The 11561-nt window shown below is 64.0% G+C and carries 15 protein-coding genes; 6 read left to right on the top strand and 9 right to left on the bottom strand.

Annotated features, from left to right (window positions below):
• Positions 1-721 (top strand): LysR substrate-binding domain-containing protein (locus LB569_RS29875; RefSeq protein WP_224695134.1); only part of this gene is annotated, 721 nt, incomplete at its 5' end.
• Between the two features lie 15 nt (positions 722-736).
• On the opposite strand, the gene LB569_RS29870 is transcribed toward LB569_RS29875, so the two are convergent.
• The 5 genes from LB569_RS29870 to LB569_RS29850 form a co-directional block, all read right to left on the bottom strand.
• Positions 737-1435, bottom strand: a complete 699-nt coding sequence (locus LB569_RS29870; protein WP_224695133.1) for an RES family NAD+ phosphorylase — start codon at positions 1433-1435, stop codon at positions 737-739.
• Positions 1429-1839, bottom strand: coding sequence for an MbcA/ParS/Xre antitoxin family protein (locus tag LB569_RS29865; protein WP_224541525.1), 411 nt, complete (start codon positions 1837-1839; stop codon positions 1429-1431). The genes LB569_RS29870 and LB569_RS29865 overlap by 7 nt, the downstream gene beginning before the upstream one ends.
• 157 nt (positions 1840-1996) lie before the next feature.
• Positions 1997-3430: an aldehyde dehydrogenase family protein gene (locus LB569_RS29860; RefSeq protein ID WP_224695132.1), complete on the bottom strand. Its 1434-nt coding sequence runs from the start codon at positions 3428-3430 to the stop codon at positions 1997-1999.
• A gap of 161 nt (positions 3431-3591) precedes the next feature.
• On the bottom strand, positions 3592-3975 hold the full coding sequence (locus tag LB569_RS29855) for an ACT domain-containing protein (RefSeq protein WP_224541532.1): 384 nt from the start codon (positions 3973-3975) through the stop codon (positions 3592-3594).
• Positions 3976-3977: 2 nt separating this feature from the next.
• Positions 3978-4463 carry a GNAT family N-acetyltransferase gene (locus tag LB569_RS29850; protein ID WP_224541534.1) on the bottom strand — a complete coding sequence of 162 codons (486 nt, stop codon included), beginning with the start codon at positions 4461-4463 and terminating at the stop codon, positions 3978-3980.
• Between the two features lie 369 nt (positions 4464-4832).
• Between LB569_RS29850 and LB569_RS29845 the strand changes: the two genes are divergently transcribed.
• From LB569_RS29845 to LB569_RS29825, 5 genes are all read left to right on the top strand, one after another.
• Positions 4833-6272, top strand: coding sequence for a PAS domain S-box protein (locus LB569_RS29845; RefSeq protein ID WP_224695131.1), 1440 nt, complete (start codon positions 4833-4835; stop codon positions 6270-6272).
• 110 nt (positions 6273-6382) lie between these two features.
• Positions 6383-6769, top strand: a complete 387-nt coding sequence (locus LB569_RS29840) for an ester cyclase (protein WP_224541538.1) — start codon at positions 6383-6385, stop codon at positions 6767-6769.
• 43 nt (positions 6770-6812) lie between these two features.
• Entirely contained in the window at positions 6813-7034 is a 222-nt protein-coding gene (locus LB569_RS29835; RefSeq protein ID WP_224541540.1) for a type II toxin-antitoxin system ParD family antitoxin, read from the top strand.
• Positions 6973-7161 carry a type II toxin-antitoxin system RelE/ParE family toxin gene (locus LB569_RS29830; RefSeq protein ID WP_318013151.1) on the top strand — a complete coding sequence of 63 codons (189 nt, stop codon included), beginning with the start codon at positions 6973-6975 and terminating at the stop codon, positions 7159-7161. The genes LB569_RS29835 and LB569_RS29830 overlap by 62 nt, the downstream gene beginning before the upstream one ends.
• Before the next feature lie 193 nt (positions 7162-7354).
• Positions 7355-8416: a YeiH family protein gene (locus LB569_RS29825; RefSeq protein ID WP_224695130.1), complete on the top strand. Its 1062-nt coding sequence runs from the start codon at positions 7355-7357 to the stop codon at positions 8414-8416.
• 94 nt (positions 8417-8510) lie between these two features.
• Here LB569_RS29825 and LB569_RS29820 read toward each other — a convergent pair whose 3' ends face one another.
• From LB569_RS29820 to LB569_RS29805, 4 genes are all read right to left on the bottom strand, one after another.
• On the bottom strand, positions 8511-9008 hold the full coding sequence (locus LB569_RS29820) for a GAF domain-containing protein (RefSeq protein WP_224541548.1): 498 nt from the start codon (positions 9006-9008) through the stop codon (positions 8511-8513).
• Between the two features lie 251 nt (positions 9009-9259).
• Positions 9260-9418: a hypothetical protein gene (locus tag LB569_RS29815; RefSeq protein ID WP_224695129.1), complete on the bottom strand. Its 159-nt coding sequence runs from the start codon at positions 9416-9418 to the stop codon at positions 9260-9262.
• 126 nt (positions 9419-9544) lie between these two features.
• Entirely contained in the window at positions 9545-11167 is a 1623-nt protein-coding gene (groL, locus tag LB569_RS29810; RefSeq protein WP_224695128.1) for a chaperonin GroEL, read from the bottom strand.
• A 72-nt stretch (positions 11168-11239) separates the two neighbouring features.
• Positions 11240-11554 carry a co-chaperone GroES gene (locus tag LB569_RS29805; protein WP_224695127.1) on the bottom strand — a complete coding sequence of 105 codons (315 nt, stop codon included), beginning with the start codon at positions 11552-11554 and terminating at the stop codon, positions 11240-11242.
• Positions 11555-11561 lie beyond the last annotated feature (7 nt).

Below are 11561 nucleotides of genomic sequence, written 5' to 3'. Positions count from 1 at the left end.
GCGGCCACGGCGCGGCGTGGTGCCGACGGCGGCCGGACAGGCGCTGCTCCACCACGCGCGCGCCGTGCAGAACCAGATCGAGGCGATGGCCGGCGACCTCGGCGCCTATGCCACGGGCCTGCGCGCCCGCGTGCGGCTGATGGCCAACACGGCGGCGACCAGCGAACTTCTGCGCGAAGCAGTCCCTGCCTTCCTGGTCGCGCATCTCGGCATCGACATCGAGCTCGAGGAGCGCCCCAGCCATGAGGTCGCCGAGGCCGTGGCCAATGGTGCGGCCGATCTCGGCATCGCCGCGACCTGGGCCGGGCTTGCGCATCTCGAGCAGAAACCGTTCTTCGTCGACCGCCTGGTGGTGATCACCGCGCGGAACCGGCCCGGCCTCGCAGGGCATGGCGTCGGCATGGCCGATATCCTGGGCGAAGCCTTTGTCGGCTTGAGCGCCGGCCATCCCTTGCAGGAACACATCGCCCGCCAGGCGGCCCGGCTCGGCGGCCACCTGCACTTCCGCATCCGCGTGCCCGGTCTCGACAATGTCTGCCGGCTGGTCTCGCAAGGCGCAGGCATCGCCATCGTGCCCGAAAGTGCGGCGCGCCACGCAGGCCGCACGCTGCGCGCCTTGCGGCTCGGCGATGACTGGGCAACGCGCCAGCTCAATCTCTGCGCCCGCAGCTTCGAGGCGCTGACGCCGCAGGCGAAACTGCTGGCGGCGGCGCTGGCGTGAGGCCAAGCCCCTTGCTCACACCACTTCCAATACCTTGCCGGTATCATGCTGGCGCACGAAATCGACGCGGCCGCCGTCCCAGTGGTAGCTGTAGTGGCGGCCCTGGACCGGGACACCGATGACGTCGGGCCAGAAGATGCCGATGCACGCTCCGTCGGGCATGCGCACGCTGTTCCACACCAGCCCGTCGCTGCCCGAGGCCCGCAGCGCCCGTCCTTCGGCCTGCGAGGCGCTGTAGTCGTCCGGGTCGAGCACGCCGGGCACGGCGTTGACGTCGTCGAGGTCGCGGTCGACGCTGCCGATCAGCACGCGGAAATCGGCCGTCCAGCCCGGCGCCTCATGGGTGGCGCGCATGAATTTCTGGTGATGGTGGATGGTTTCTGCGAGCGCCACATCCTCGCTGTCGCCGGCATAATAGATTCCGTAGCTGCCATCCGAGAAGCGGCCGGGCCGTAAGGTCGAACAATGCACGAAAGGCGCCATGACGAAGCTGGCGCCGGGGCCGGAGACCCGCCTTGCGGCCGGCACCTTGCCGAGGTCGCCGAGTTCGAGCCGGATGCGCGGATTGGTCTTCTCCTCGACGGCGGCCAGCGCCTCCCAGTCGCGCGGGTCGGCGATGTCCTCGAACAGGTCGATCGGCGGATGGATGGAGCGGATGATGCGAAAAGTCTGGGGCCAGTGGACGCGACGCCGGACCGCGAGCCCACTCACCATGCACCACGCTCCGCGTCCAGCCATTCGCGCATCGCCGCGAGATCGGAGATGTCGCCGCGCAGCATCAGATCGAGCGCCGACTGGCCGCCGAATGTGGCATTGGGCTTGCGGATCCAGGCATAGCCGCGCGCCGGCTCGGTGAAGAGATAGCGCAGCCCTTTGTGGATGCCCATCAGATGCGCCATGCGGGTGCGCAGGTCGCGGTCGATCCGGCCGACGCCCCCTTCCTTCCAACGCGCCCAGGTGCGCGCCGAGATGCCGCCAAGCAGCACGCAGGCCTCGAAGTCGGTGAGATTCCACGCCTTGAACAGATTGACCGTGGTACGCGCCAAGGCGCCCGCCTCTTCATCCGAAATGGCCGAGCCGACCGTGGCCGGCGTCGTGGTGATGGCTTGAAGCTGCATGTTTAGACCTCGCTAATGGCAGATATATAGCATGTATCTGCCAATTGGCAAGGATGGTCTGACTGAGCGTCCCTCTCCCCGTCTATACGGGTAGAGGATGCCGCAGGCAGGTGAGGGGCGGCGCCGGCGCCTCTCCAGCTATGCTGCAGCCAAAGAACTACTCCGCCGCCTCGTAGCCCGCGATGCCCTTGATCTCCAAGAAATCCTCCAGGCCGTATTCGGCATACTCCCGGCCATTGCCCGACTGCTTGTAGCCGCCGAAGGGCAGGCCGGCGTCCCATTGGGGATAATTGATGTAGACATTGCCCGAGCGCATGCGCGCCGCCACGTCGCGCGCCTTCTGCAGGTCCTTGGCCTGGATATAGGAGGCAAGGCCGTAGACGGTGTCGTTGGCCTGCTCGACGGCCTGTTCCACCGTGTCATAGGGCAGGATCGCCAGCACCGGCCCGAAAATCTCCTCGCGCGCGATGCGCATGTCGTGGGTGACGTTGGCGAACACGGTCGGCCTGATGTAATAGCCGCGGTTGAGTTCGGCCGGACGGCCGGGGCCGCCGGCGACCAGTGTCGCCCCCTCGTCGATGCCGGCCTGGATCAGGTCCTGGATCTTGTCGAACTGGACCTGGCTGACGACAGGGCCGAGCTTGGTGTTGGCGCCGTCGGCCGGGCCGACCGTGAATTTTTCAGCCGCGACCTTGGCGTATCCGGCGGCCTCGTCGTGGCGGTCGCGCGGCACGAACATGCGCGTGGGCGCGTTGCAGGACTGGCCGCTATTGCTGAAGCAGCCGGCAACGCCCTTGGAAACGGCGGTGGCGAGGTCGACATCCGGGAACAGGATGTTGGCCGACTTGCCGCCAAGCTCCTGGTGCACGCGCTTGACCGTATCGGCGGCGGCCTTGGCCACCAATATGCCGGCCCGCGTCGAACCGGTGAACGACATCATGTCGATGTCGGGGTGGCTGGACAGTGCCTGGCCGACGCCTGGACCGTCGCCGTTGACGAGGTTGAACACGCCCTTCGGCACGCCGGCCTCGTCGATGATCTCGGCGAAGATGATGGCGTCGAGCGGCGCGATTTCGGACGGCTTCAGCACCATGGTGCAGCCGGCGGCGAGCGCGGGACCCACCTTGCAGGTGATCTGGTTCAGCGGCCAGTTCCACGGCGTGATCAGGCCAACGACGCCGATCGGCTCCTTGACCACGAGATGATTGCCCTTGACGTGGCGGAACTGGAAATTCTTCAGCGTCTCGGCCATCTTGGCCAGATGCGCCAGCCCAACGCCGACCTGGCTGTCGAGCGCCATCTGGCGCGGCGCGCCCATCTCGCGCGACACCGCGATCGCCAGGTCCTTGGAGCGCTTCTTGTAGACTTCGATGACGCGGTTCAGAATGTCGAGGCGCTCCTCGACCGAGGTGAAGCCATAGGTGTCGAAGGCGTGCTTGGCGGCGGCCACCGCCTTGTCGACATCGGCCTTGGCGCCGAGCGAGATCTGCGCGAAGGCGTCTTCATTCGACGGATCGATGACGTCGAGCGTGTTGGGCACGACAGGATCGACCCACGCGCCGTCGATATAGAACTGCAGATTGTGTGACATGGTTTTCTCCTGGGGTGCCGCTTGGCCGGTCCGGCCGTAATATCGGGTCAGAAATAACGATGCGCGAACGGCGCTGTCAAACGCAACCCCCGAAGTGGTTGAGCCAGCGCGCCAGTGGTTGATCCAGCGCGCCAAGTTGATCAGGGCCAGCGACGAGCGGACTATAGCAGCGTATGCCCGGCTTCGCCCAGCAAGCCTCTCGCCTTGGGCTCGTCCGCCGCTTTCACCAGCAGGTGATCGCCATCGAAGGTCGATACTAGGAAGATGCCCAGTTCGTTCTCCGACAGCGGCTGGATGACAGACAGCACGATGCCGGTTTCGTCGAAGGCAAACGGCCCCTGCAATTTGAAGGCGACCCAGTCGTGATCATGCTTGACGGCATCCGGCACGCGATCCTGAAGGCAGGTTATCGAAAGCTCGTCATCGGTCCTGGTGATGCTGACGAAGCCTGGTCCGTCCGCCCAGGCAGGAATGCCGTCACCGGCCTGAAGCCGCGAAATCGCATACAGGCCGGGGAGTTGCCTGAGCTTGATCCTGGCGGCCATCCTCACGCTCCGGTCGGTGGGCATCCAACAAGCCGCTTGCTCATGTAGACGGTCGTTCCGTTCAGGAACGGCTCCTCGCGGTCGACCGTATAGCCAAGCTTGCGATAGAGCGACACATTGGCTTCGAAGGCACCGTTGGTCAACAGGCGGAGCTCCGGGCGGCCTGCCGCGCGCGCCTTGGTTTCCGCGCGCTCCAGCAGCAGCCGGCCGATGCCCCTGCCCTGCGCCTGCGGCGCGACGCAGACATTCTCGATCCAGAGGTGATCGTCGGCGAGCAAAGTCTCGATCATGCCGACGATGCGGCCGTCGTCGATGGCAAGTTCGAACGGATGCGCGGCGACGGCCTTGTCGTAATCGGCACGCATCGGCAGCGGCTCGCGGCCGATCACCGGCACCCATTTGCCATAGGCGGCGCGCACGATGTCGCGGATGGCGGCAGCGTCGGCAGGCTCGGCCGGCCGAAACCGGATGGAAGGATTGGTGGTCATCGGAAAGGCTCCAGGCATGAAAAAGCCCGCCGGCGTATTTCGCGGGCGGACTGTGGAAACGAAGCGGATTTAGGAAGCCGGTCTTCGTCGTCGCACAATCAGCCTGCCGGCCCGCACGGGGCGGCCTCGCTTGCTGTCGGGGGGCGCGAGATCAACCATGGTGGCAGGCTGGAGCGGCAACCGTCACGCGTCAAGGCATCGTCTCGCCCGGTCATTGGGCCAACCGCCCACAGCGCCTGGCAGAGCAGTTCAAGCGAACCCTGCCAGAAACCGTTTCCTGTCGGATTCGTCTTTCTTAACGTTCGCACTGCTGTATACGGAACCGTTTTAGCCCGCCGACGTTCACGGTGGTTAAATGGAACCTTGCGCATGACGGACCTGTCGAACAGCTCGACGCTCGATCTATCCCATCAAATCCTCGATAATCTGCCCGTCGCCATCTACACGACCGATAGCGAAGGCAGGATCACCTATTTCAACCGGGCCGCGGCCGATTTTGCCGGGCGCGAGCCCGAGCTCGGAAAAGACCAGTGGTGTGTCACGCACAAGCTGTTCACGACCGACGGGCAGGTGTTGCCGCACGACCAATGCCCGATGGCCGTTGCCTTGCGGGAGAACCGGCCGATCAGAAACCAGTCGGCCATCTCGCAGCGCCCGGACGGCACGCGCGTGCCTTTTCTTCCCTATCCCACCCCGCTCCATGACGAGCAGGGCAGGCTGGTGGGCGCGGTCAACATGCTGTTCGACCTCACCGATCGCCATCTTGCCGACGAGGCCAGGCATCATCTGTCGGCCATCGTGGAATCCTCCTTCGATGCCATCGTCAGCAAGGATTTGAACGGCGTCATCAAGAGTTGGAACGCAGGCGCCCAACGCCTGTTCGGCTACACCGCCGACGAGACGGTCGGCAGGTCCGTGACCATGCTGATACCGGACGACCACCTGGACGAGGAACCGCGCATACTGGAGCGCATCCGCAAAGGCGAGCGGGTCGAGACCTACGAGACCATCCGCCGCCGCAAGGACGGCAGCCTCGTGCCCGTGTCCCTGACCATCTCGCCGGTACGCAACGCCGTCGGCCAGATCATCGGAGCCTCCAAGATCGCCCGCGACATTTCGCTGGCCAAGGAGAACGAATATCGCATCCGCATGCTGATGCGCGAGGTCAACCATCGGGTCAAGAACCAGTATTCCGTCATCATCTCGATGATCCGGGAAACCAGCAAGCGGTCCTCGACGCCGACGGAGTTCGAACGCCAGGTGCGCGAGCGCATCATGGCGCTGTCGCTCTCGCATGACCTGCTGGTGTCAGGCGACTGGAGAGGCGCGACGATCTTCGAACTGCTGCTGGCACAGGCCAAACCGTTCGGCAACGAGGAGCGGATTTCCATGGCGGGCCCTTCCCTGACGCTGAACCCCAATGCCGTCCAGTATCTCGGCATCGCGTTTCATGAACTGGCGACCAATTCAGCCAAATACGGCGTGCTTTCGGCCGCTGAGGGAACGATATCGGTGCAATGGAAGGTGACCGGGGCAGGCGACCTGAAACGGTTCCAGCTGATCTGGAAAGAGCGCGATGGTCCCCAGGTGCAGAACATCGGCCATGGCGGTTTCGGAACCGTCGTGCTCCAGCGCGTCGCTCCAGCCGCTGTAAGCGGCACCGGCGTTCTCGAATATGACAACCACGGCGTCACCTGGACCCTTGAAGCACCCTCGTCGCAGCTCGAAGCCTCGGTCGACAGCGAACACGTCGACTCGCAGGCGATCGACGAGGTGATCGGCGAACCGGAATTGGCAGTCCTTCCCTGATGCCGCACTCGCAATCCGGCATTGGCGCGCTATGTCTCCCCCGAAAGCATTTCTCGCCGTCTGGAACAGTCGCATAACGATGCGGGTGGGGCAAAGCGCCGGAGCATGCCGTGACCGATGAAGATCTTGCCAAGAGCTATCGTGGCTACATCGCCTGCCTCAACGCCCAGGACTGGCAGAACCTCGGCAGCTTCGTGCACCAGGAGGTGCACTACAATGGCGACCGGGTCGGGGTATCGGGTTACCGCGACATGCTGGAACGGGATTTTCGGGAAATTCCCGATCTTTATTTCGACATCCAGTTGCTGATCGCGGATACGCCTTTCATCGCCAGCCGCCTCCAGTTCAACTGCACGCCAAAGGGGACTTTTCTCGGCCTGCCCATCAACGGCAAGAAGGTCTCCTTCAGCGAGAACGTCTTCTACGAATTTCTCAACGACAGGATCAGGAACGTCTGGTCGGTCATCGACAAGGCGGCGATCGAAGCGCAGCTTTGATGTCATGCGCCACCTATCCTCTTGCGGCTGGTGGTAAACCACGATGCGCGAGGTCGTTGCGGCGGGCGAATACGCTTCGGCGAGCGAAGTCATGCGCGAGGCCTTGCGGAAGTTTCGTCGGACGCAACGCGACAAAGCCATCGACGAGTTAGGCCGGCTATGGGACGAAGGCATGGCAAGCAGCGATCCCGTCGACGGCCGCGATGCCTTTGCCCGGATCAAAAGCAAGCTTGATGCTGGGATCGCCGAGCGCACATCGCGATGACGCTGCGCCTACGGGTTTGCGTACATTCCCTGCGGGAAACTACTTGATCATCTATCGCCAAACGGACGACGGTGCGGAGATCGCGCGTGTTATTCGTGGCGCGCGGCGGTGGCAGGAATTGTTGTAGCCCAACGGGTTGCGTCCTCGTGGTTGGTGCGCTTGCTTTGGCCGCCAAGCCACCCAGCATCGCCCGCAGGCGCGCTTAAGGCTGTTTGGAAGACCAACCGTTCGCAAAAACAGATCATTTCAACTATAATAATTCGTTGGAAAGATCGGTTGTGAAATGGCATTTCCCCGGCATTCCCGCCTGGAGAATTCCATTGTCTTCCCTGAGCCGCATCGCGAACGATATTCCCAAGACCACGATTTCCGCCGATCTGGCGCAGGGCCGCAAGCGCCTCGATTCGCTGTGGAACGGCGTCATCCCCGGCATCGTGCTGGTGGCGATGATCACGGCCGTCGCCTTCTCGGCCCGCAATGTCTCCGGTTTCGCCTTGTTCAGCCCGATGATCCTGGCCGTGGTCGCCGGCATGATCTATTCCAATGTGCTGGGCACGCCGGCGCATGCCAAGGCCGGCATCGCTTTTTCGCAGAAGCGCCTGCTGCGCTTCGCCATCGTGCTGCTCGGCTTCCAGCTGACGCTCGGCCAGGTCGTCTCGATCGGCGCCGGCGGCGTCGGCATCGTGGCGGCGACCCTTGGCGCCACCTTCCTGTTCACCATCACGCTCGGCCGGTTGATCGGCGTCGATGCCAAGCTCACCCAGCTGATCGCCGCCGGCACCTCGATCTGCGGCGCCTCGGCGATCGTGGCCACCAACATCGTCACCGAAGCGCGCGACGAAGACGTCACCTACGCCGTCGCCTCGATCACGCTGTTCGGCACCGTCGCGATGCTCGGTTTCCCATTGCTGGCGCCTTTGCTCGGCCTCGACCAGCACGCCTTCGGCCTGTGGGCTGGCGCCTCGATCCATGAAGTGGCGCAGGTCATCGGCGCCGGCTTCCAGAACGGCACCCAATCGGGCGAAATCGCCACCGTGGCCAAGCTGACGCGCGTTGCCATGCTGGCGCCGATGGTCATCGCGCTCGGCCTGATGGCGCGCCGCGGTTCAAGCGGCCAGTCGGCGGCACGGCCGCCCATGCCATGGTTCGTCGTAGCCTTCGTCGCCGTGGTGGCGCTGAACAGCCTGGTCACGATCCCGGCCGAAATGAAGCAGGCGATGGCGCTCGCCACCACCGTCATGCTGACCATGGGGCTGGCCGCCATGGGCCTGCAGGCCGACATTTCGCAGCTTCGCTCGCGTGGCCTGCGCCCCCTGGCGCTCGCCTTCTGCGCCTTCCTGTTCATCGGCTGCTTCAGCCTGATGCTGGTGAAGCTGATCTGACACGGGCTGTCCTGCGCGCGAGGCGCTCGGCACATGCTGTACGTCAAAACAAGGGCTTTGGAGGCCCTATCTGAATCTGTTTGTGAGCCGGCGCTCAGTCCTCGAACGAACTCGACGCGGCATAGATCGCCGCCAGCGACTCGATGCCGGCCTGGTCGGCCGCGTCGAAGCGGCCGGGCGTCGGGCTGTCGAGGTCAAGCACGCCGAAGACGCCCTCATCGTCTTCCAGAAGCACCACCAGTTCCGAGCGCGAGGCGGCATCGCAGGCGATGTGGCCGGGAAAATCATGCACGTCCTTGATCAGCATCGAGGTGCCGAGTTCGACCGCCGTTCCGCACACGCCCTTGCCGACCGCGATGCGTACGCAGGCCGGCTTGCCCTGGAAGGGACCCAGCACCAGTTCCTCGTCCGAGGCCAGGAAGTAGAAGCCGGCCCAGTTGAGGTCGGGCACCATCTGGAAGATCAGCGCCGAGGTGTTGGCGGCATTGGCGATGGAATCGCCCTCTCCCTCGAGCAGCGCCTTCAATTGTTTGGCGAGGTCACGATAGAACGCGGCCTTGTCCGACGTGTCGATGGCCTTGGCGGCAAACATGGCTGGTCTCCGAATTTCAGCATCGCGGTTCCGTTTCGACCAGTTGCCAAATCAGGCAAAGCTCCGCACCAGACGACCACGGGAGCAGTCTAGCGTGAATTCCATCCCCCGCGAAAGCCGCAAGATCAGGACCGCCGTCGAAATCGAGGAGATGATCTGGCTGGATCCGAAGCGGCCCAAGGCGTCGAACCTCGCGCCGCTGACGCGCGGCGTTTCAGGGTCGAGCAGGAATTGGCGCCGGCGTCAGTCGCCTACATCGGGCGTTTGGGTTCGGCCTTTGGCGGGGCTGCCGTATCGAAATCGGACTTCTTGTGCTTGTCGGCGGCAATCCTGCGGATGCGGTCGAAGCGGCTTTCCTCGGTCGTCTCGGTCGTGACGACCGTCTCTGGCTTCCGCGCGAACACGATCATGGATCGATCTCCTGGGCTAGAGGCCTACGCGCCGGCAGAGGATCCCCCGGCGGTCGTGTCGAACTTCAGAGGTTGGGCCTGAAAAGGTGGCCTCTACGAAACCACCCTCGCAAGCCCGCTGAATCCTTAGTAACCGCCCATGCCGCCGCCCGCGGGTGCCGCGTCCTTGGCCGGAATGTCGGTGATCATCGCTTCGGCGGTGATCAGCAAGGCCGCGATCGAGCCGGCGTCCTGCAGTGCGGTACGCACCACTTTCGCCGGATCGACGATGCCGGCCTTGATCATGTCGACATAGGTCTCGTTCTGGGCGTCAAAGCCTTGATTGTGGTCCTTGCTGTCGGCGAGCTTGCCGACGACAACAGAGCCTTCGACGCCGGAATTCTCGGCGATCTGGCGGATCGGCGCTTCGAGCGCGCGAAGCACGATGGAGATGCCGGCGGTGACATCGGCATTGGCGCCATTCAGGCCCGATAGCGCCGACCTAGCACGCAGCAGGGCGACGCCGCCGCCGGGCACGATGCCTTCCTCGACCGCGGCGCGTGTCGCGTTCAGCGCGTCGTCGATACGGTCCTTCTTTTCCTTCACTTCCGACTCGGTGACGCCGCCGACGCGGATGACGGCAACGCCGCCCGACAGCTTTGCCAGCCGCTCTTGCAGCTTTTCCTTGTCGTAGTCCGATGTCGTTTCCTCGATCTGGCCTTTGATCTGGGCGACACGCGCCTGGATCGTGGCCTTGGTGCCGGCGCCATCGACGATCGTGGTGGTGTCCTTGTCGATCAGCACGCGCTTGGCACGGCCGAGCATCTCGATGGTGACGTTTTCGAGTTTGATGCCGAGATCTTCCGAAATCATCTGGCCGGCGGTGAGCACGGCAATATCTTCCAGCATCGCCTTGCGGCGATCACCGAAGCCCGGCGCCTTGACGGCCGCGACCTTGAGGCCGCCGCGCAATTTGTTGACGACCAGCGTCGCCAGCGCCTCGCCCTCGACGTCCTCGGAGATGATCAGCAGCGGCCTGCCGCCTTGCACCACGGCTTCGAGGATCGGCAGCATGGCCTGCAGATTGCCGAGCTTTTTCTCGTGGATGAGGATGTAAGGGTCCTCGAGTTCCGCGCGCATCTTGTCGGCGTTGGTGACGAAATAGGGGCTGAGATAGCCGCGGTCGAACTGCATGCCTTCGACGACGTCGAGCTCGGTCTCGGCGGTCTTGGCTTCCTCGACGGTAATGACGCCGTCATTGCCGACCTTGTCCATCGCCTTGGCGATCATGGCGCCGACGCTGGCATCGCCATTGGCGGCGATGGTGCCGACCTGCGCGATCTCGGCCGACGACTTGACCTTCTTGGCCTTCGCCCTGATTTCCCCGACCACGGCGGCAACCGCCTGATCGATGCCGCGCTTGAGGTCCATCGGGTTCATGCCGGCGGCGACCAGCTTGGCACCTTCGCGCAGGATCGAGGCGGCCAGCACCGTGGCGGTGGTGGTGCCGTCACCGGCGAGATCGTTGGTCTTCGAGGCCACTTCGCGCACCATCTGGGCGCCCATGTTCTCGAACTTATCGGCAAGCTCGATTTCCTTGGCGACGGTAACGCCATCCTTGGTGATGCGCGGCGCGCCATAGGCCTTGTCGATGATGACGTTGCGGCCCTTGGGACCCAGCGTCACCTTCACCGCATCGGTGAGGATCTCGACGCCGCGCAGCATGCGGTCGCGCGCGTCGGTGGCGAATTTGATTTCCTTGGGGGACATTTTTTTCAATCCCGTTCGTATGGTGAAGTGAGGCGCGAGCCGAAACCTGGCAAGGACCGGCTTTTCGTGGGGTTAAGCGGCCTTCTTGGCTTCGACGCTCTTATCGATGACGCCCATGATGTCGGCTTCCTTCATGATCAACAGGTCCTCGCCGTCGATCTTGACCTCGGTGCCCGACCATTTGCCGAACAGGATCAGGTCGCCCGTCTTGACGTCGAGGGGAACAAGCGCGCCATTTTCATCGCGTGCGCCCGGGCCGACGGCGATGACTTCGCCTTCCTGCGGCTTCTCCCTGGCATTGTCGGGAATGATGATGCCGCCTTTGGATTTGGTGTCGCCTTCCGCGCGCCGGATGACGACGCGGTCGTGGAGGGGCCGAAACTTCATGAGAACT

The organism is Mesorhizobium sp. BH1-1-4 (assembly GCF_020165665.1).
Classification (GTDB): Bacteria; Pseudomonadota; Alphaproteobacteria; order Rhizobiales; family Rhizobiaceae; genus Mesorhizobium.
The sequence above is the reverse complement of the archived record's forward strand: the minus strand, read 5'-3'. Positions and strand labels throughout refer to the sequence as shown.

Bases quoted from the DNA above. Each gene is read 5' to 3' on its own strand.
- LB569_RS29835 (WP_224541540.1), top strand. From the start codon at position 6,813: ATGCGCGAGGTCGTTGCGGCGGGCGAATACGCTTCGGCGAGCGAAGTC.
- LB569_RS29805 (WP_224695127.1), bottom strand. From the start codon at position 11,554: ATGAAGTTTCGGCCCCTCCACGACCGCGTCGTCATCCGGCGCGCGGAA.
- LB569_RS29850 (WP_224541534.1), bottom strand. From the start codon at position 4,463: ATGACCACCAATCCTTCCATCCGGTTTCGGCCGGCCGAGCCTGCCGAC.
- LB569_RS29815 (WP_224695129.1), bottom strand. From the start codon at position 9,418: ATGATCGTGTTCGCGCGGAAGCCAGAGACGGTCGTCACGACCGAGACG.
- LB569_RS29830 (WP_318013151.1), top strand. From the start codon at position 6,973: ATGCCTTTGCCCGGATCAAAAGCAAGCTTGATGCTGGGATCGCCGAGC.
- LB569_RS29855 (WP_224541532.1), bottom strand. From the start codon at position 3,975: ATGGCCGCCAGGATCAAGCTCAGGCAACTCCCCGGCCTGTATGCGATT.
- LB569_RS29820 (WP_224541548.1), bottom strand. From the start codon at position 9,008: ATGTTTGCCGCCAAGGCCATCGACACGTCGGACAAGGCCGCGTTCTAT.
- LB569_RS29860 (WP_224695132.1), bottom strand. From the start codon at position 3,430: ATGTCACACAATCTGCAGTTCTATATCGACGGCGCGTGGGTCGATCCT.
- LB569_RS29870 (WP_224695133.1), bottom strand. From the start codon at position 1,435: ATGGTGAGTGGGCTCGCGGTCCGGCGTCGCGTCCACTGGCCCCAGACT.
- LB569_RS29845 (WP_224695131.1), top strand. From the start codon at position 4,833: ATGACGGACCTGTCGAACAGCTCGACGCTCGATCTATCCCATCAAATC.
- groL (WP_224695128.1), bottom strand. From the start codon at position 11,167: ATGTCCCCCAAGGAAATCAAATTCGCCACCGACGCGCGCGACCGCATG.
- LB569_RS29865 (WP_224541525.1), bottom strand. From the start codon at position 1,839: ATGCAGCTTCAAGCCATCACCACGACGCCGGCCACGGTCGGCTCGGCC.